A 21,466-nucleotide genomic window follows, 5' to 3' on the forward strand; every position below is an offset into this window, starting at 1 on the left:
TTAAACGCTCACCCTTTGCGGCACTGCTGTTGCTACTGTGGTTAACTGTCATCTGTCAGGCCGAACCGTTGACAGGACGCTTTATTGTCGAGCTTGAACAGAGCGCAGGTTCTCTAAAAAAGAACGTCTCTATAAATCATGACCGGCATAAATGGACGGGCAGGCCATCAGGCATTGCCGACAAAAATGACTGCGCAGAACTCCATTGGGAACCCAAAAAAAAACGACACAGAGATGACAGTTACGGAATGAAAACCACCTTCATTGGGTCGATTTCGTGGCAATGGCTTTATGCCACAAACCTACTGATTGCCTACGAACTGATCCTGACCAGCAAAGACACCCCTCCAAGCTCCATCCATTCCTTATGGTTTCTCGTTGTCGGCTGGCTGCTAAAAAGTTATTGGAATCCCGATTTATCGATGTTTAACCCTATTGGATATCAAGAGGCGGTATCCATTTTGACACAGGGGGATCACCCGATTGCAATCAACGCTGTGAAGCCTGGCGATGAACATGACCCACAACAAGGCCAGTCATCAGAATCATCCGGCCAGCAAACCGCACAATCCACCACTCACATTACAGGTTATTTCACCAGCCTACTGTTTTCTGACTCTGCCGACGGTGAAGAGGCCCCTGAGCAGTATTCACATACTTTGGGCTTAAATTGTTTCGTTCATCCCTGTCATGGTGTTTGTCGATTCCGACCAGCTTCCGATTCATCCAGTTGCAACGCTACTAATGGGGTCGCCCCAGACTCAACGGGTGCAGGCGTACCTCATGCAACTGACCCTTACGGGCAAGTAACCTGTAACGTGATCCTGATTGGAGAGAATGGCCAGCTGCGGCAATGCGGTAAGGTCTTCAAGAACGCTGAATCTCTATCAACACACAAAAAAAGATTACACACGGGGCAACAAACCTGTGATGTGACGCTGGTTGGGGAGGACGGTCAGCAGCGGTCATGCGGGATGGCCTGCAAGAATGCTAAAGTCCTGTCAAATCACAAAAGAAGAGACCACACCGGAGCGCAAACCTGCCCTGAATGCCAGAAGACCCTGCCAAATGCTCAAGCCCTGTCGGGTCACAAAAGAAGAGACCACACCGGAGCGCAAACCTGCCCTGAGTGCCAGAAGACCCTGCCAAACGCTCAAGCCCTGTCGGGTCACAAAAGAAGAGACCACTCCGGAGCGCAAACCTGCCCTGAGTGCCGGAAGACCCTGCCAAACGCGATTGCCCTGTCGGTTCACAAAACAAAATACCACACCGGAGCGCAAACCTGCCCTGAGTGCCAGAAGACCCTGCCAAACGCGAGTGCCCTGTCGGATCACAAAAGAAGAGACCACACCGGAGCGCAAACCTGCCCTGAGTGCCAGAAGCCCCTGCCAAACGCTCAAGCCCTGTCGGTTCACAAAAGAAGAGACCACACCGGAGCGCAAACCTGCCCTGAGTGCCAGAAGACCCTGCCAAATGCGAAAGCCCTGTCGAATCACAAAAGCGAATACCACACCGGGCAACAAACCTGCCCTGAGTGCCAGAAGACCCTGCCAAACGCGAGTGCCCTGTCGGTTCACAAAAGAAGAGACCACACCGGAGCGCAAACCTGCCCTGAGTGCAAGAAGACCCTGCCAAACGCGAAAGCCCTGTCGGTTCACAAAACAAAATACCACACCGGAGCGCAAACCTGCCCTGAGTGCCAGAAAACCCTGCCAAACGCGAGTGCCCTGTCGGTTCACAAAAGAAGAGACCACACCGGAGCGCAAACCTGCCCTGAGTGCCAGAAGACCCTGCCAAACGCTCAAGCCCTGTCGGTTCACAAAAGAAGAGACCACACCAGAGCGCAAACCTGCCCTGAGTGCCAGAAGCCCCTGCCAAACGCGAGTGCCCTGTCGGTTCACAAAAGCGAATACCACACCGGGCAACAAACCTGCCCTGAGTGCCAGAAGACCCTGCCAAACGCGAAGGCCCTGTCGGATCACAAAAGAAGAGACCACACCCGAGCGCAAACCTGCCCAGAGTGCCAGAAGACCCTGCCAAACGCGAAAGCCCTGACGGATCACAAAAGAAAAAACCACACCGGAGCGCAAACCTGCCCTGAGTGCCAGAAGACCCTGCCAAACGCTCAAGCCCTGTCGGGTCACAAAAGAAGAGACCACACCGGAGCACAAATCTGCCCTGAGTGCCAGAAAACCCTGCCAAACGCTCAAGCCTTGTCGGATCACAAAAGAAGAGACCACACCCGAGCGCAAACCTGCCCTGAGTGCCAGAAGACCCTGCCAAACGCGAAAGCCCTGTCGAATCACAGAAGGCAACACCGAAAACGTAAGATTGCTGATCTGGACAAGGACAATGAAATCAGTCCTCCGGCAGATAAAGTGAATAAGTCTGATTACCAAGGGAAACTGTCGGACTAATAGCTGTCAACGCCTTATCAGTCTCTGGCCTTGTGACGACTACAAACTATCCTTCCTCTCTGTAAACCAGAAGACAAGGATAGAATTATTAAACGCTCACTCTTTGCGGCACTGCTGTTGCTACTGTGGTTAACTGTCATCTGTCAGGCCGAACCGTTGACAGGACGCTTTATTGTCGAGCTTGAACAGAGCGCAGGTTCTCTAAAAAAGAACGTCTCTATAAATCATGACCGGCATAAATGGACGGGCAGGCCATCAGGCATTGCCGACAAAAATGACTGCGCAGAACTCCATTGGGAACCCCAAAAAAAACGACACAGAGATTACAGTTACGGAATGAAAACCACCTTCATTGGGTCGATTTCGTGGCAATGGCTTTATGCCACAAACCTACTGATTGCCTACGAACTGATCCTGACCAGCAAAGACACCCCTCCAAGCTCCATCCATTCCTTATGGTTTCTCGTTGTCGGCTGGCTGCTAAAAAATTATTGGAATCCCCATTTATCGATGTTTAACCCTATTGGATATCAAGAGGCGGTATCCATTTTGACACAGGGGGATCACTCGATTGCAATCAACACTGTGAAGCCTGGCGATGAACATGACCCACAACAAGGCCAGTCATCAGAATCATCCGGCCAGCAAACCGCACAATCCACCACTCACATTACAGGCTATTTCACCAGCCTACTGTTTTCTGACTCTGCCGACGGTGAAGAGGCCCCTGAGCAGTATTCACATACTTTGGGCTTAAATTGTTTCGTCCATCCCTGTCATGGCGTTTGTCGATTCCGACCAGCTTCCGATTCATCCAGTTGCAACGCTACTAATGGGGTCGCCCCAGACTCAACGGGTGCAGGCGTACCTCATGCAACTGACCCTTACGGGCAAGTAACCTGTAACGTGATCCTGATTGGAGAGAATGGCCAGCTGCTGCAATGCGGGAAGGTCTTCAAGAACGCTGAATATCTATCAAGACACAAAAAAAGATTACATACGGGGCAACAAACCTGTGATGTGACACTAGTTGGGGAGGATGGGCAGCAGCAGTCATGCGGGATGGCCTGCAAGAATGCCAAAGCCCTGTCGAATCACAAAAGAAGAGACCACTCCGGAGCGCAAACCTGCCCTGAGTGCCAGAAGACCCTGTCAAACGCGATTGCCCTGTCGGATCACAAAAGAAGAGACCATACCGGAGCGCAAACCTGCCCCGAGTGCCAGAAGACCCTGCCAAACGCTCAAGCCCTGTCGGGTCACAAAAGAAGAGACCACTCCGGAGCGCAAATCTGCCCTGAGTGCCAGAAGACCCTGCCAAACGCGATTGCCCTGTCGGTTCACAAAAGAAGAGACCACACCGGAGCGCAAACCTGCCCTGAGTGCCAGAAGACCCTGCCAAACGCTCAAGCCCTGTCGGGTCACAAAAGAAGAGACCACTCCGGAGCGCAAATCTGCCCTGAGTGCCAGAAAACCCTGCCAAACGCGAGTGCCCTGTCGGATCACAAAAGAAGAGACCACACCGGAGCGCAAACCTGCCCTGAGTGCCAAAAACCCTGCCAAACGCGAGTGCCCTGTCGGTTCACAAAAGAAGAGACCACACCGGAGCGCAAACCTGCCCTGAGTGCCAGAAAACCCTGCCAAACGCGAGTGCCCTGTCGGTTCACAAAAGAAGAGACCACACAGGAGCGCAAACCTGCCCTGAGTGCCAGAAGGCCCTGTCAAACGCGAAAGCCCTGTCGGTTCACAAAACAAAATACCACACCGGAGCGCAAACCTGCCCTGAGTGCCAGAAGACCCTGCCAAACGCTCAAGCCCTGTCGGATCACAAAACAAAATACCACACCGGAGCGCAAACCTGCCCTGAGTGCCAGAAGACCCTGCCAAACGCTCAAGCCCTGTCGGATCACAAAAGAAGAGACCACACCAGAGCGCAAACCTGCCCTGAGTGCCAGAAGCCTCTGCCAAACGCGAAAGCCCTGTCGGATCACAAAAGAAGAGACCACACCGGAGTGCAAACCTGTTCTCAGTGCCAGAAGACCCTGCCAAACGCTCAAGCCCTGTCGCGTCACAAAAGAAGAGACCACACCGGAGCGCAAACCTGTCCTGAGTGCCAGAAGACCCTGCCAAACGCTCAAGCCCTGTCGAGTCACAAAAGAAGAGACCACACCGGAGCGCAAACCTGCCCTGAGTGCCAGAAGACCCTGCCAAACGCTCAAGCCCTGTCGGTTCACAAAAGAAGAGACCACACCGGAGCGCAAACCTGCCCTGAGTGCCAGAAGACCCTGCCAAACGCTCAAGGCCTGTCGCGTCACAAAAGAAGAGACCACACCCGAGCACAAACCTGCCCTGAGTGCCAGAAGACCCTGCCAAATACTCAAGCCCTGTCGGCTCACAAAACAAAATACCACACCGGAACGCAAACCTGCCCTGAGTGCCGGAAGACCCTGTCAAATGCTCAAGCCCTGTCGAGTCACAAAAGAAGAGACCACTCCGGAGCGCAAACCTGCCCTGAGTGCCAGAAGACCCTGCCAAACGCTCAAGCCCTGTCGGTTCACAAAAGAAGAGACCACACCGGAGCGCAAACCTGCCCTGAGTGCCAGAAGACCCTGCCAAACGCTCAAGCCCTGTCGGATCACAAAAGGCAACACCGAAAACGTAAGATTGCTGCTCTGGACAAGGACAATGAAATCAGTCCTCCGGCAGATAAAGTGAATAAGTCTGATTACCAAGGGAAACTGTCGGACTAATAGCTGCCAACGCCTTATCAGTCTCTGGCCTTGTGACGACTACAAACTATCCTTCCTCTCTGTAAACCAGAAGACAAGGATAGAATTATTAAACGCTCACCCTTTGCGGCACTGCTGTTGCTACTGTGGTTAACTGTCATCTGTCAGGCCGAACCGTTGACAGGGCGTTTGATTGTCGAGCTTGAACAGAGTACAGGTTCTCTAAAAAAGAACGTCTCTATAAATCATGACCGGCATAAATGGACGGGCAGGCCATCAGGCATTGCCAACAAAAATGACTGCGCAGAACTCCATTGGGAACCCAAAAAAAAACGACACAGAGATTACAGTTACGGAATGAAAACCACCTTCATTGGGTCGATTTCGTGGCAATGGCTTTATGCCACAAACCTACTGATTGCCTACGAACTGATCCTGACCAGCAAAGACACCCCTCCAAGCTCCATCCATTCCTTATGGTTTCTCGTTGTCGGCTGGCTGCTAAAAAGTTATCGGAACCCCGATTTATCGATGTTTAACCCTATTGGATATCAAGAGGCGGCATCTATTTTGACACAGATTTCAATCAACACTATGAAGCCTGGCGATGAACATGACCCACAACAAGGCCAGTCATCAGAATCATCCGGCCAGCAAACCGCACAATCCACCACTCACATTACAGGCTATTTCACCAGCCTACTGTATTCTGACTCTGCCGACGGTGAAGAGGCCCCTGAGCAGTATTCACATACTTTGGGCTTAAATTGTTTCGTCCATCCCTGTCATGGCGTTTGTCGATTCCGACCAGCTTCCGATTCATCCAGTTGCAACGCTACTAATGGGGTCGCCCCAGACTCAACGGGTGCAGGCGTACCTCATGCAACTGACACTTACCGGCAAGTAACCTGTAACGTGATCCTGATTGGAGAGAATGGCCAGCTGCTGCAATGCGGGAAGGTCTTCAAGAATGCTGAATCTCTATCAAGACACAAAAAAAGATTACACACGGGGCAACAGACCTGTGATGTGACAGTAGTTGGGGAGGATGGGCAGCAGCAGTCATGCGGGATGGCCTGCAAGAATGTTAAAGTCCTGTCGAATCACAAAAGAAGAGACCACACCGGAGCGCAAACCTGCCCTGAGTGCCAGAAGCCCCTGCCAAACGCTCAAGCCCTGTCGGTTCACAAAAGCGAATACCACACCGGAGCACAAACCTGCCCTGAGTGCCAGAAGCCCCTGCCAAACGGGAAAGCCCTGTATATTCACAAAAGACAATACCACACCGGGCAACAAACCTGCCCTGAGTGCCAGAAGACCCTGCCAAACGCGAAAGCCCTGTCGAATCACAAAAGAAGAGACCACTCCGGAGCGCAAACCTGCCCTGAGTGCCAGAAGACCCTGCCGAACGCTCAAGCCCTGTCGGATCACAAAAGAAGAGACCACACCGGAGCGCAAACCTGCCCTAAGTGCCAGAAGACCCTGCCAAACGCGAAAGCCCTGTCGAATCACAAAAGCGAATACCACACCGGGCAACAAACCTGCCCTGAGTGCCAGAAGACCCTGCCAAACGCTCAAGCCCTGTCGGTTCACAAAAGAAGAGACCACACCAAAGCGCAAACCTGCCCTGAGTGCCAGAAGCCCCTGCCAAACGCGAGTGCCCTGTCGGTTCACAAAAGCGAATACCACACCGGGCAACAAACCTGCCCTGAGTGCCAGAAGACCTTGCCAAACGCGAAGGCCCTGTCGGATCACAAAAGAAGAGACCACACCGGAGCGCAAACCTGCCCTGAGTGCCAGAAGACCCTGCCAAACGCTCAAGCCCTGTCGAATCACAAAAGAAGAGACCACACCGGAGCGCAAACCTGCCCTCAGTGCCAGAAGAGACTGCCAAACGCTCAAGCCCTGTCGGATCACAAAAGAAGAGACCACACCGGAGCGCAAACCTGCCCTGAGTGCCAGAAAACCGTGCCAAACGCTCAAGCCCTGTCGGATCACAAAAGAAGAGACCACACCGGAGCGCAAACCTGCCCTGAGTGCCAGAAGACCCTGCCAAACGCGAAAGCCCTGTCGAATCACAAAAGAAGAGACCACACCGGAGCGCAAACCTGCCCTAAGTGCCAGAAAACCCTGCTAAACGCTCAAGCCCTGTCGGTTCACAAAAGAAGAGACCACACCAGAGCGCAAACCTGCCCTGAGTGCCAGAAGCCCCTGCCAAACGCGAAAGCCCTGTCGGTTCACAAAAGCGAATACCACACGGGGCGACAAACCTGCCCTGAGTGCCAGAAGACCCTGCCAAACGCGAAAGCCCTGCATGTTCACAAAAGAAGAGACCACACCGGAGCGCAAACCTGCCCTGAGTGCCAGAAGACCCTGCCAAACACAAAAGCCCTGTCGAATCACAAAAGCGAATACCACACCGGGCAACAAACCTGCCCTGAGTGCCAGAAGACCCTGCCAAACGCGAAAGCCCTGTCAGATCACAAAAGAAGAGACCACACCGGAGCGCAAACCTGCCCTGAGTGCCAGAAGACCCTCCCAAATGCTCAAGCCCTGTCGGTTCACAAAAGAAGAGACCACAGCGGAAAGCAAACCTGCCCTGAGTGCCAGAAGACCCTGCCAAACGCTCAAGCCCTGTCGGATCACAAAAGAAGAGACCACACCCGAGCACAAACCTGCCCTGAGTGCCAGAAGACCCTGCCAAACGCGAAAGCCCTGTCGAATCACAGAAGGCAACACCGAAAACGTAAGATTGCTGATCTGGACAAGGACAATGAAATCAGTCCTCCGGCAGATAAAGTGAATAAGTCTGATTACCGGGAGAAACTGTCGGACTAATAGCTGTCAACGCCTTATCAGTCTCTGGTCTTGTGACGACTACAAACTATCCTTCCTCTCTGTAAACCAGAAGACAAGGATAGAATTATTAAACGCTCACTCTTTGCGACACTGCTGTTGCTACTGTGGTTAACTGTCATCTGTCAGGCCGAACCGTTGACAGGGCGTTTGATTGTCGAGCTTGAACAGAGTACAGGTTCTCAAAAAAAGAACGTCTCTGTAAATCATGACCGGCATAAACGGACGGGCAGGCCATCAGGCATTGCCGACAAAAATGACTGCGCAGAACGACATTGGGAACCCAAAAAAAAACGACACGGAAATTACAGTTACGGAATGAAAACCACCTTCATTGGGTCTATTTCATGGCAATGGCTTTATGCCACAAACCTACTGATTGCCTGCGGACTGATCCTGACCAGCGAAGCCCCCCCTCCAAGCTCCACCCATTCCTTATGGTTTCTCGTTGTCGGCTGGCTGCTAAAAAGTTATTGGAACCCCGATTTATCGATGTTTAACCCTATTGGACATCAAGAGGCGGCATCTATTTTGACACAGATTGCAATCAACACTATGAAGCCTGGCGATGAACATGACCCACAACAAGGCCAGTCATCAGAATCATCCGGCCAGCAAACCGCACAATCCACCACTCACATTAGAGGCTATTTCACCAGCCTACTGTATTCTGACTCTGCCGACGATGAAGAGGCCCCTGAGCAGTATTCACATACTTTGGGCTTAAATTGTTTCATCCATCCCTGTCATGGCGTTTGTCGATTCCGACCAGCTTCTGATTCATCCAGTTGCAACGCTACTAATGGGGTCGCCCCAGATTCAACGGGTGAAGGCGTACCTCATACAACTGACCCTTACGGGCAAGCAACCTGTAACGTGATCCTGATTGGAGAGAATGGCCAGCTGCTGCAATGCGGGAAGGTCTTCAAGAATGCTGAATCTCTATCAAGACACAAAAAAGGATTACACACGGGGCAACAAACCTGTGATGTGACAGTAGTTGGGGAGGATGGTCAGCAGCAATCATGCGGGATGGCCTGCAAGAATGCTAAAGCCCTGTCGAATCACAAAAGAAGAGACCACTCCGGAGTGCAAACCTGCCCTGAGTGCCAGAAGACTCTGCCAAACGCGATTGCCCTGTCGAATCACAAAAGAAGAGACCACTCCGGAGCGCAAACCTGCCCTGAGTGCCAGAAGACCCTGCCAAACGCTCAAGCCCTGTCGGTTCACAAAAGAAGAGACCACACCGGAGCGCAAACCTGCCCTGAGTGCCGGAAGACCCTGCCAAACGCGATTACCCTGTCGGATCACAAAAGAAGAGACCACACCGGAGCGCAAACCTGCCCTGAGTGCCAGAAGACCCTGCCAAACGCTCAAGCCCTGTCGGTTCACAAAAGAAGAGACCACACCAGAGCGCAAACCTGCCCTGAGTGCCAGAAGCCCCTGCCAAACGCGAGTGCCCTGTCGGTTCACAAAAGTGAATACCACACCGGGCAACAAACCTGCCCTGAGTGCCAGAAGACCCTGCCAAACGCGAAGGCCCTGTCGGATCACAAAAGAAGAGACCACACCCGAGCGCAAACCTGCCCAGAGTGCCAGAAGACCCTGCCAAACGCGAAAGCCCTGACGGATCACAAAAGAAAAACCACACCGGAGCGCAAACCTGCCCTGAGTGCCAGAAGACCCTGCCAAACGCTCAAGCCCTGTCGGGTCACAAAAGAAGAGACCACACCGGAGCACAAATCTGCCCTGAGTGCCAGAAGACCCTGCCAAACGCGAAAGCCTTGTCGGTTCACAAAAGCGAATACCACACCGGGCAACAAACCTGCCCTGAGTGCCAGAAGACCCTGCCAAACGCGAAAGCCCTGTCGGTTCACAAAAGAAGAGAACACACCGGAGCGCAAACCTGCCCTGAGTGCCAGAATACCCTGCCGAACGCGAAAGCCCTGTCGAATCACAAAAGCGAATACCACACCGGGCAACAAACCTGCCCTGAGTGCCAGAAGACCCTGCCGAACGCGAAAGCCCTGTCGAATCACAAAAGCGAATACCACACCGGGCAACAAACCTGCCCTGAGTGCCAGAAGACCCTGCCAAACGCTCAAGCCCTGTCGCGTCACAAAAGAAGAGACCACACCAAAGCGCAAACCTGCCCTGAGTGCCAGAAGACCCTGCCAAACGCGAAAGCCCTGTCAGATCACAAAAGAAGAGACCACACCGGAGCGCAAACCTGTCCTGAGTGCCAGAAGACCCTGCCAAATGCTCAAGCCCTGTCGGTTCACAAAAGAAGAGACCACACCGGAGCGCAGACCTGCCCTGAGTGCCAGAAGACCCTGCCAAACGCGAGAGCCCTGTCGATTCACAAAAGAAGAGACCACACCGGAGCGCAAACCTGTCCTGAGTGCCAGAAGACCCTGCCAAACGCTCAAGCCCTGTCGGATCACAAAACAAAATACCACACCGGAGCGCAAACCTGCCCTGAGTGCCAGAAGACCCTGCCAAACGCTCAAGCCCTGTCGGATCACAAAAGAAGAGACCACACCGGAGCGCAAACCTGCCCTGAGTGCCAGAAGACCCTGCCAAACGCTCAAGGCCTCTCGAGTCACAGAAGGCAACACCGAAAACGTAAGATTGCTGATCTGGACAAGGACAATGAAATCAGTCCTCCGGCAGATAAAGTGAATAAGTCTGATTATCGGGAGGAACTGTCGGACTAATAGCTGTCAACGCCTTATCAGTCTCTGGCCTTGTGACGACTATAAACTATCCTTCCCCTCTGTGAACCAGAAGGCAAGGATAGAATTATTAAACGCTCACTCTTTGCGGCACTGCTATTGCTACTGTGGTTAACTGTCATCTGTCAGGCCGAACCGTTGACAGGGCGTTTGATTGTCGAGCTTGAACAGAGTACAGGTTCTCAAAACAAGAACGTCTCTATAAATCATGACCGGTATAAATGGACGGGCAGGCCATCAGGCATTGCCGACAAAAATGACTGCGCAGAACGACATTGGGAACCCAAAAAAAAACGACACAGAGATTACAGTTACGGAATGAAAACCACCTTCATTGGGTCTATTTCGTGGCAATGGCTTTATGCCACAAACCTACTGATTGCCTACGGACTGATCCTGACCAGCAAAGCCCCCCCTCCAAGCTCCACCCACTCCTTATGGTTTCTCGTTGTCGGCTGGCTGCTAAAAAGTTATTGGAACCCCGATTTATCGATGTTTAACCCTATTGGACATCAAGAGGCGGCATCTATTTTGACACAGATTGCAATCAACACTATGAAGCCTGGCGATGAACATGACCCACAACAAGGCCAGTCATCAGAATCATCCGGCCAGCAAACTGCTCAATCCACCACTCACATTAGAGGCTATTTCACCAGCCTACTGTATTCTGACTCTGCCGACGATGAAGAGGCCCCTGAGCAGTATTCACATACTTTGAGCTTAAATTGTTTCATCCATCCCTGTCATGGTGTTTGTCGATTCCGACCAGCTTCCGATTCATCCAGTTGCAACGCTACTAATGGGGTCGCCCCAGACTCAACGGGTGCAGGCGTACCTCATGCAACTGACCCTTACGGGCAAGCAACCTGTAACGTGATCCTGATTGGAGAGAATGGCCAGCTGCTGCAATGCGGGAAGGTCTTCAAGAATGCTGAATCTCTATCAAGACACAAAAAAGGATTACACACGGGGCAACAAACCTGTGATGTGACAGTAGTTGGGGAGGATGGTCAGCAGTGGTCATGCGGGACGGTCTGCAAAAATACTATAGTCCTGTCGAATCACAAAAGAAGAGACCACACCGGAGCGCAAACCTGCTCTGAGTGCCAAAAGACCCTGCCAAACACGAAAGCCCAGTCGGATCACAAAACAAAATACCACACCGGAGCGCAAACCTGCCCTGAGTGCCAGAGGACTCTGCTAAACGCGAAAGCCCTGTCAGATCACAAAAGAAGAGACCACTCCGGAGCGCAAACCTGCCCTGAGTGCCAGAAGACCCTGCCAAACGCGAGTGCGCTGTCGGTTCACAAAAGCGAATACCACACCGGGCAACAAACCTGCCCTGAGTGCCAGAAGACCCTGCCAAACGCGAAAGCCCTGTCGAATCACAAAAGAAGAGACCACACCGGAGCGCAAACCTGCCCTGAGTGCCAGAAGACCCTGCCAAACGCGAGTGCCCTGTCGGTTCACAAAAGAAGAGACCACACCGGAGCGCAAACCTGCCCTGAGTGCCAGAAGCCTCTGCCAAACGCGAAAGCCCTGTCGGTTCACAAAACAAAATACCACACCGGAGCGCAAACCTGCCCTGAGTGCCAGAAGACCCTGCCAAACACGAAAGCCCTGGCGGATCACAAAAGAAGAGACCACACCGGAGCGCAAACCTGCCCTGAGTGCCAGAAGACCCTGCCAAACGCGAAAGCCTTGTCGGTTCACAAAAGCGAATACCACACCGGGCAACAAACCTGCCCTGAGTGCCAGAAGACCCTGCCAAACGCGAAAGCCCTGTCGGTTCACAAAAGAAGGGACCACACCGGAGCGCAAATCCGCCCTGAGTCCCAGAAGACCCTGCCAAACGCGAAAGCCCTCTCGAGTCACAGAAGGCAACACCGAAAACGTAAGATTGCTGATCTGGACAAGGACAATGAAATCAGTCCTCCAGATAAAGTGAATAAGTCTGATTACCGGGAGAAACTGTCGGACTAATAGCTGTCAACGTCTTATCAATCTCTGGCCTTGTGACGACTACAAACTATCCTTCCTCTCTGTAAACCAGAAGACAAGGATAGAATTATTAAACGCTCACCCTTTGCGGCACTGCTGTTGCTACTTTGGTTAACTGTCATCTGTCAGGCCGAACCGTTGACAGGGCGTTTGATTGTCGAGCTTGAACAGAGTGCAGGTTCTCAAAAAAAGAACGTCTCTGTAAATCATGACCGGCATAAACGGACGGGCAGGCCATCAGGCATTGCCGACAAAAATGACTGCGCAGAACGACATTGGGAACCCAAAAAAAAACGACAAAGAGATTACAGTTACGGAATGAAAGCCACCTTCATTGGGTCTATTTCGTGGCAATGGCTTTATGCCACAAACCTACTGACTGCCTACGGACTGATCCTGAGCAGCGAAGACACCCCTCCAAGCTCCACCCATTCCTTATGGTTTCTCGTTGTCGGCTGGCTGCTAAAAAGTTATTGGAACCCCGATTTATCGATGTTTAACCCTATTGGACATCAAGAGGCGGCATCTATTTTGACACAGATTGCAATCAACACTATGAAACCTGGCGATGAACATGACCAACAACAAGGCCAGTCATCAGAATCATCCGGCCAGCAAGCCGCACAATCCACCACTCACATTACAGGCTATTTCACCAGCCTACTGTTTTCTGACTCTGCCGACGGTGAAGAGGCCCCTGAGCAGTATTCCCATACTTTGGGCTTAAATTGTTTCGTCCACCCCTGTCATGGCTTTTGTCGATTCCGACCAGCTTCCGATTCATCCAATAGCGGAGCGCAGGACTATGAAGCAAGTTCGACAAACCACACAGGAGCGGCACCCGGACAAAGCTCATGCCCCGATTTGGCTCATTCATACTGTTATAGTTGCAACTCTACTAATGGGGTCGCCTCAGACTCAACGGCTGCAGGTGTACCTCATACAACTGACCCTTACCGGCAAGTAACCTGTAACGTAATCCTGATTGGAGAGAATGGCCAGCTGCTGCAATGCGGGAAGGTCTTCAAGAATGCTGAATCTCTATCAAGACACAAAAAAAGATTACACACGGGGCAACAAACCTGTGATGTGACAGTAGTTGGGGAGGATGGTCAGCAGCAGTCATGCGGGACGGCCTGCAAGAATGCTAAAGCCCTGTCGAATCACAAAAGAAGAGACCACACCGGAGCGCAAACCTGCCCTAAGTGCCAGAAGATCCTGCCAAACGCGAAAGCCCTGTATGTTCACAAAAGCGAATACCACACAGGGCAACAAACCTGCTCTGAGTGCCAGAAGACCCTGCCAAACGCGAAATCCCTGTATGTTCACAAAAGAAGAGGCCACACCGGAGCGCAAGCCTGCCCTGTGTGCCAGAAGACCCTGCCAAACGCGAGTGCCCTGTCGGTTCATAAAAGCGAATACCACACCGGGCAACAAACCTGCCCTGAGTGCCAGAAGGCCCTGCCAAACGCGAAAGCCCTGTCGGATCACAAAAGAAGAGACCACACCGGAGCGCAAACCTGCCCTGAGTGCCAGAAGACCCTGCCAAATGCTCAAGCCCTGTCGGTTCACAAAACAAAACACCACACCGGAGCGCAAACCTGCCCTGAGTGCCAGAAGACCCTGCCAAACGCGAAAGCCCTGTCGGTTCACAAAAGAAGAGACCACACCGGAGCGCAAACCTGCCCTGAGTGCCAGAAGACCCTGCCAAATGCTCAAGCCCTGTCGGTTCACAAAACAAAATACCACACCGGAGCGCAAACCTGCCCTGAGTGCCAGAAGACCCTGCCAAACGCGAAAGCCCTGTCAGATCACAAAAGAAGAGAACACACCGGAGCGCAAACCTGTCCTGAGTGCCAGAAGACCCTGTCAACCGCTCAAGCCCTGTCGGATCACAAAACAAAATACCACACCGGAGCGCAAATCTGCCCTGAGTGCCAGAAGACCCTGCCAAACGCGAATGCCCTGTCGGATCACAAAAGAAGAGATCACACCGAAGCGCAAACCTGCCCTGAGTGCCAGAAGACCCTGCCAAACGCGAGTGCCCTGTCGGTTCACAGAAGCGAATACCACACCGGGCAACAAACCTGCCCTGAGTGCCAGAAGACCCTGCCAAACGCGAGAGCCCTGTCGATTCACAAAAGAAGAGACCACACCGGAGCGCAAACCTGCCCTGAGTGCCAGAAGACCCTGCCAAACGCGAGAGCCCTGTCGGATCACAAAACAAAATACCACACCGGAGCGCAAACCTGTCCTGAGTGCCAGAAGACCCTGCCAAACGCTCAAGCCCTGTCGGATCACAAAAGAAGAGACCACACCGGAGCGCAAACCTGCCCTGAGTGCCAGAAGACCCTGCCAAACGCGAAAGCCCTGTCGGTTCACAAAAGAAGAGACCACACCGGAGCGCAAACCTGCCCTGAGTGCCAGAAGACCCTGCCAAACGCTCAAGGCCTCTCGAGTCACAGAAGGCAACACCGAAAACGTAAGATTGCTGATCTGGACAAGGACAATGAAATCAGTCCTCCGGCAGATAAAGTGAATAAGTCTGATTATCGGGAGGAACTGTCGGACTAATAGCTGTCAACGCCTTATCAGTCTCTGGCCTTGTGACGACTACAAACTATCCTTCCTCTCTGTAAACCAGTAGGCAAGGATAGAATTATTAAACGCTCACTCTTTGCGGCACTGCTGTTGCTACTGTGGTTAACTGTCATCTGTCAGGCCGAACCGTTGACAGGAGGTTTTATTGTCGAGCTTGAACAGAGTGCAGGTTCCCAAAAAAAGAACGTCTCTATAAATCATGACCGGCATAAACGGACGGGCAGGCCATCAGGCATTGCCGACAAAAATGACTGCGCAGAACTCCATTGGGAACCCAAAAAAAAACGACACAGATATTACAGTTACGGAATGAAAACCACCTTCATTGGGTCGATTTCGTGGCAATGGCTTTATGTCACAAACCTACTGATTGCCTACGGACTGATCCTGACCGGCGAAGACACCCCTCCAAGCTCCACCCATTCCTTATGGTTTCTCGTTGTCGGCTGGCTGCTAAAAAGTTATTGGAACCCCGATTTATCGATGTTTAACCCTATTGGATATCAAGAGGCAGTATCCATTTTGACACCGGGTGATCACCCGATTGCAATCAACACTATGATGCCTGGCGATGAACATGACCCACAACAAGGCCAGTCATCAGAATCATCCGGCCAGCAAACCGCACAATCCACCACTCACATTAGAGGCTATTTCACCAGCCTACTGTTTTCTGACTCTGCCGACGGTGAAGAGGCCCCTGAGCAGTATTCACATACCTTGGGCTTAAATTGTTTCGTCCATCCCTGTCATGGCGTTTGTCGATTCCGACCAGCTTCTGATTCATCCAGTTGCAACGCTACTAATGGGGTCGCCTCAGACTCATCGGGTGCAGGCGTACCTCATACAACTGACCCTTACCGGCAAGTAACCTGTAACGTGATCCTGATTGGAGAGAATGGCCAGCTGCGGCAATGCAGGAAGGTCTTCAAGAATGCTGAATCTCTATCAAGACACAAAAAAAGATTACACACGGGGCAACAAACCTGTGATGTGACAGTAGTTGGAGAAGATGGTCAGCAGCGGTCATGCGAGATGGTCTGCAAGAATACTATAGTTCTGTCGAATCACAAAAGAAGAGACCACACCGGAGTGCAAACCTGCCCTGAGTGCCAGAAGACCCTGCCAAACGCTCAAGCCCTGTCGAATCACAAAAGAAGAGACCACACCGGAGCGCAAACCTGCCCTGAGTGCCAGAAGCCCCTGCCAAACGCTCAAGCCCTGTCAGATCATAAAAGAAGAGACCACACCGGAGCGCAAACCTGCCCCGAGTGCCAGAAGACCCTGCCAAACGCGAGTGCGCTGTCGGTTCACAAAAGCGAATACCACACCGGGCAACAAACTTGCCCTGAGTGCCAGAAGACCCTGCCAAACACAAAAGCCCTGTCAGATCACAAAAGAAGAGACCACACCGGAGCGCAAACCTGCCCTGAGTGCCAGAAGACCCTGCCAAACACAAAAGCCCTGTCAGATCACAAAAGAAGAGACCACACCGGAGCGCAAACCTGCCCTGAGTGCCAGAAGACCCTGCCAAACACAAAAGCCCTGTCAGATCACAAAAGAAGAGACCACACCGGAGCGCAAACCTGCCCTGAGTGCAAGAAGACCCTGCCAAACGCTCAAGCCCTGTCAGATCACAAAAGAAGAGACCACACCGGAGCGCAAACCTGCCCTGAGTGCCAGAAGACACTGCCAAACGCGAGTGCGCTGTCGGTTCACAAAAGCGAATACCACACCGGGCAACAAACCTGTCCTGAGTGCCAGAAGACCCTGTCAAACGCAAAAGCCCTTTCGGTTCACAAAAGAAGAGACCACACCGGAGCGCAGGCCTGCCCTGAGTGCCAGAAGCCTCTGCCAAACGCGAAAGCACTGTCAGATCACAAAAGAAGAGACCACACCGGAGCGCAAACCTGCCCTGAGTGCCAGAAGACCCTGCCAAACGCTCATGCCCTGTCGGATCACAGAAGGCAACACCGAAAACGCAAGATTGCTGATCTGGACAAGGACAATGAAATCAGTCCTCCGACGGATAAAGTGAATAAGTCTGATTACCAAGGGAAACTGTCGGACTAATAGCTGTCAACGCCTTATCAGTCTCTGGCCTTGTGACGACTACAAACTATCCTTCCTCTCTATAAGCCAGAATACAAGGATAGAATTATTAAGCACTCAATCTTTGCGGCAATGCTACTGTCATTGTCTGTTGCCTGTCAGTGCGAAGCGTTAACAGGACGTTTTATTATCGAGCTTAAACAGGATGCAGGTTTTACAAACAAGGGCTTTTCTATAAAGCGTGATCTGCATAAACTGCCGGGCAACCCATCAGACATTGCCGACACAAAAGGCTATGCAGGATCAGAATTAGCGCCTGATGACAAACGACACAGATCAGGCAGTTACGGGTTAAAAACGGCCAACATTGAGTTGATTTCCTGGCATTGGCTTTACGCCACTAATCTGCTGATTGCCTTCGAACTGATCCTGTCCAGCAGAGGCACCCCTCTAAGCTACGTACCTTGTTCAAGGTTACCGGTAGAAGCGTTTGTCGCTGTCGTTTGGCTTTTTAAAAACTATTGGAGCCACGATTCACCCTTGTCTAACACGACTGAACAACAAGAGACAAGTCAGGATCACCCGTTTGTGATTTCCACTATGATGCCCGGCTCCCGGCATGACCAACAACAAGGCCAGCTATCGGAATCACCCGGCCAACAGGCCCCACAAGTCACCAGCCAATCGGGAAGCTCTGCCACCAGCCACCTGGACTCTGGCTCTGGTCAGGGTAACGGAGACCCTCAACAACACTCACATACTTTGGATTTAAATTGTTTCATCCATCCCTGTAATGGCGTTTGTAAATTCCGACCAACATCCGGACAAAGCTCACATCCCTTTTTGGTCAACAGATATTCCTATGGATGTATCAGTCATTTTGATTCTGTATACACTAAACATTCCCGACAACACCCACCTTTCTTAATATCCATTAATCCCCCTGCCGCTCAAGTCCAATTTGTTTCCGGCCGACCTTATCAGCCACAGGCGCATCAGCCACAGCCCCTCGGCACTGATAGTAACCTGACAAATAGCTGCAACTCTGGAGACGGGGTGGTTATGAACTCAATGAGTGCAGCCACACCATGTACTGGCTATAACGGGCTTCTTAATGATGATCTGCCAATGCCCGGGCATTGTCCTGCCACCGATGATGATTTGATTATAATCAACGGGTTACTCAATCTAAGCAGTCAAATACAAGCCTCAGACCGCAGCCAGCAATCAATGCGTGACGCGACATTGGCCGGGGAGAATGTTCATCATCGAACGTGGGGGAAGCTCTGCAAGAATGCAGAAACACTGTCTGACCGCAAAAGACGAGACAATACCAGACAACAAGCCTGTCAAGTATCAGTAGTCGATGGGGATCACCAGCCGCGGCCATGCGGAAAAGTCTGCAATAATGCTAAAGCTTTGTCGGATCACAAAAGGAGAGAGCACGGCAGCCAAAAAACCTGTGTCGTAACCGTGGTCGGGGAAGATGGTCAGAAACGACCATGCGGGAAAATCTGCAAGAGTGCAGGCACCCTGTCGGATCACAAAAAAAGAGACCATACCGGACAACAGACCTGTAGCCTGACTGTGGTCGAGAAAGATGGACAGCTAAGGCCATGTGGGACGCTCTGCAAGAATGCTCCTTCTTTAGTGACTCACAAAAGTAAGTGCCATACAGGACAACAAACTTGCAAGGTAACCTCAGTCGAAGAGGATGGCCGACTGCGCTCATGCGGAAAGCCCTTTAACAACTCCTATGCTCTGACGCTTCACAAAAGAAGAGAACACAGCAAGCAAAAAACCTGTGAAGTGGCCGTGGTCGGGGAGGATTCGCAACCGAGGCCATGCGGAAAGGTCTGTAAAAATAATAAAGCGCTTTGGGATCACAAAAGGGTACATCGAAAACGCAAACCTGTTGATGTGGACGGGGGCGATGACTAAATTAGAATGCAGAGATAGAGCAATTAAACACTCATCCTTTTCTGCTCCGCTGTTGCTGCTACTGTCTTTGTCTTTCATCTGTCAGGCCGAACCTTTGACAGGACGTTTTATTGTTGAGTTTGAGCAGGATGCAGGTCCTCAAAACCGGAGCTTTTCTGTAAAGCGTGTCCCACATGCATTGTCCGACAATCCGTCAGACAATGCTGACAAAAGCGTTTATACCGGATCCGTTCCGTCTCCTGATGACAATCAACACAGACCCGGTAGCTACGGGGTAGATACGACCATTATTGAGTCGATTTCCTGGCAGTTATTTTACGCCAATCATTTGCTGCCTGGTTACGAACTGATCCTGACTAACAGAAGTGCCCCTCCGCGCTCCACCCCGTATTCATGGATACCTGTCGAAGTGGTTATCGCTGTCAGCTGGCTTTTAAAAAGCTATTGGCGCCCCCACTCAACGCTGTTTAATCCGATGGAACTAAAAGAGGCACAGCAAAAAGCGAGTCAGAATCACCCGTTTGCTATCATCACTGCGCTGTTTGGCTCCGAGCATAACCAACAACAACACCCGCCATCAGAACCACCCGGCCAGCAGGCCCCGCAAGCCACCACCCAACCTGCAGGTTCTATAATTAGCCCTCGGCACTCTGCCTCTGGCCGGGGTAACCGGAGCCCTCAACAATTCTCTCATACTTTGGGTTTAAATTGTTTTGTCTATCCCTGTCATGGTGTTTGCGGATTCCGAACCTCATCCAACAGCACAGAACCCAGCAAATGGCCAACGAATTCCGAAGACGGTTCCTCAGACCACGCAGCAGTGAAACCCGGTCAAAAAACACCTCCCCATTCAGTCAGTGGATACAGCCCTGATTATTCAGATCATTCTGATTTTGAAAACGCTAAAGATTTCCAACAAATCCGACCTTTCGGAATATGGATTAATCCCCCTGACATTCATCTCCAGTGTGCTTCTGGTCAACCCTCTGAGCACGAGACTGATCAGCACCAGCCCCATGGCATTGATGGCAATCTGAATGGCTGCAACCCTACACGTTCAATGAGTACTGAAGTGGCAAACACTGACCCTATCAAGACAGTCAATGATGATATCCCAATGCGTAGACTACCTGTCACTGCTGATGATTTAGTTATAGTTAACGGTTTACTCAAGCTACGTGGCCAGAATCTTCTCGGAAAAACCGGGATTTCCGGTACGTCTACCCATTCAGAAACACAGCAAACAACCAGTGAATCAACCCAATCAGGTCAGAGCCAACCTGATCTTTTCCAGACAGGCGCAATACAAGCCACAAACAACAGTGGGCAAAAAGTCTGTCATGAGACCATGACCGTAAAGAATGACCAGCTGCGATCATGCGGGAAGGCCTGCAAGAATAATCGAGCTCTGGTTGATCACAAATACAGAGACCACACCGGGCAGCAAGTCTGTGAGGTAATAGAGCCCGGGCAGGATGGCCAGCAGCAGCTATGCGGAATGACTTGCAAGAATGCTAAAGCCCTGTTAAGTCACAAAAGCAGAGGGCACAGCGGGCAAAAAACCTGTGACCGGACTGTAATCGGGAATGATGACCAGCCTCGGCCATGCGGAAAGCTCTACAAAAATGCTCATGCCCTGTCGACTCACAAAAGTAGATTCCACACCGGGCAAAAGGTCTGTGACGTAACCGTAGTTGGGGAAGATGGCCAGCTGCGACCATGTGGAATCATCTTCAAGAATGCTCCATCTATGTCGTCTCATAAAAGCAGAGTCCACAGCGGGCAAAAAACCTGTGACGCGGTCGTGGTCGGGGAGGACACCCAGCTGCGGCCATGCGGGAAGTTCTTCAAGAATGCTCAAGACCTGTCATTTCACAAAAGAAGAGACCACACAGGGCAACAAGTCTGTGATGAGACCATGGTCGTGATGGATGGTCAGCAGCGGCGATGCGGAAAGATCTGCCTGAATGCTCACGCCTTGTCGGTGCACAAAAGACTTCATCGAAAACGCAAGCCCGTGCATATGAACCAGGAGGACTAGTCACTATCTGGCAGCCCTTCATGACGTTTTTCCCAGTGCAACCTTTGCTTTTTGACAGAGCTTTTTAACAGAGCTTTTTGAAAGAAAAACAGC

At 51.8% G+C, this 21,466-nt stretch carries 10 protein-coding genes and 1 pseudogene; 10 read left to right on the forward strand and 1 reads right to left on the reverse strand.

All coding sequences use genetic code 11. The annotated features are described in order from the left end of the window. Positions 1–29: 29 nt before the first annotated feature. From P6910_RS21345 to P6910_RS21360, 4 genes and pseudogenes are all read left to right on the forward strand, one after another. Complete coding sequence (locus P6910_RS21345; RefSeq protein WP_317143275.1) at positions 30–2,417, forward strand: C2H2-type zinc finger protein; 2,388 nt, start codon at positions 30–32, stop codon at positions 2,415–2,417. A gap of 1,062 nt (positions 2,418–3,479) precedes the next feature. Beyond that, positions 3,480–3,827, forward strand: a pseudogene (locus tag P6910_RS26930) (C2H2-type zinc finger protein); the annotation flags it as partial. Positions 3,828–3,958: 131 nt separating this feature from the next. After that, the gene (locus P6910_RS21355; RefSeq protein WP_317143277.1) at positions 3,959–5,164 is read left to right on the forward strand and encodes a C2H2-type zinc finger protein; all 1,206 of its coding nucleotides are present in this window, start codon (positions 3,959–3,961) and stop codon (positions 5,162–5,164) included. 117 nt (positions 5,165–5,281) lie between these two features. Further along, positions 5,282–7,981: a C2H2-type zinc finger protein gene (locus P6910_RS21360; RefSeq protein WP_317143278.1), complete on the forward strand. Its 2,700-nt coding sequence runs from the start codon at positions 5,282–5,284 to the stop codon at positions 7,979–7,981. A gap of 1,041 nt (positions 7,982–9,022) precedes the next feature. On the opposite strand, the gene P6910_RS21365 is transcribed toward P6910_RS21360, so the two are convergent. After that, positions 9,023–9,568: a hypothetical protein gene (locus P6910_RS21365; RefSeq protein ID WP_317143279.1), complete on the reverse strand. Its 546-nt coding sequence runs from the start codon at positions 9,566–9,568 to the stop codon at positions 9,023–9,025. Between the two features lie 23 nt (positions 9,569–9,591). On the opposite strand from P6910_RS21365, the gene P6910_RS21370 reads away from it, so the two are divergent. The 6 genes from P6910_RS21370 (at position 9,592) to P6910_RS21395 (ending at position 21,373) form a co-directional block, all read left to right on the forward strand. Continuing rightward, positions 9,592–10,716 (forward strand): C2H2-type zinc finger protein, encoded by a 1,125-nt coding sequence (locus P6910_RS21370; RefSeq protein WP_317143280.1) that lies wholly within the window; start codon positions 9,592–9,594, stop codon positions 10,714–10,716. Between the two features lie 117 nt (positions 10,717–10,833). Next, a complete protein-coding gene (locus P6910_RS21375) occupies positions 10,834–12,720 on the forward strand; it encodes a C2H2-type zinc finger protein (RefSeq protein WP_317143281.1) in 1,887 nt (628 codons plus the stop codon). Between the two features lie 117 nt (positions 12,721–12,837). Continuing rightward, a complete protein-coding gene (locus P6910_RS21380; protein ID WP_317143282.1) occupies positions 12,838–15,312 on the forward strand; it encodes a C2H2-type zinc finger protein in 2,475 nt (824 codons plus the stop codon). A gap of 117 nt (positions 15,313–15,429) precedes the next feature. After that, a complete protein-coding gene (locus tag P6910_RS21385; protein ID WP_317143283.1) occupies positions 15,430–17,412 on the forward strand; it encodes a C2H2-type zinc finger protein in 1,983 nt (660 codons plus the stop codon). A 111-nt stretch (positions 17,413–17,523) separates the two neighbouring features. Further along, positions 17,524–19,332 (forward strand): hypothetical protein, encoded by a 1,809-nt coding sequence (locus P6910_RS21390; RefSeq protein ID WP_317143284.1) that lies wholly within the window; start codon positions 17,524–17,526, stop codon positions 19,330–19,332. Then, on the forward strand, positions 19,325–21,373 hold the full coding sequence (locus P6910_RS21395; protein ID WP_317143285.1) for a hypothetical protein: 2,049 nt from the start codon (positions 19,325–19,327) through the stop codon (positions 21,371–21,373). Before P6910_RS21390 ends, P6910_RS21395 begins: the two co-directional genes overlap by 8 nt. Positions 21,374–21,466 lie beyond the last annotated feature (93 nt).

It is taken from the genome of Endozoicomonas sp. 8E, assembly GCF_032883915.1.
In the GTDB taxonomy this organism is placed as follows: domain Bacteria; phylum Pseudomonadota; class Gammaproteobacteria; order Pseudomonadales; family Endozoicomonadaceae; genus Endozoicomonas_A.

What these genes read in the sequence shown, in the direction of transcription:
- P6910_RS21390 (WP_317143284.1), top strand. Translation starts at nt 17,524, where the DNA reads ATGCTACTGTCATTGTCTGTTGCCTGTCAGTGCGAAGCGTTAACAGGA.
- P6910_RS21395 (WP_317143285.1), top strand. Translation starts at nt 19,325, where the DNA reads ATGACTAAATTAGAATGCAGAGATAGAGCAATTAAACACTCATCCTTT.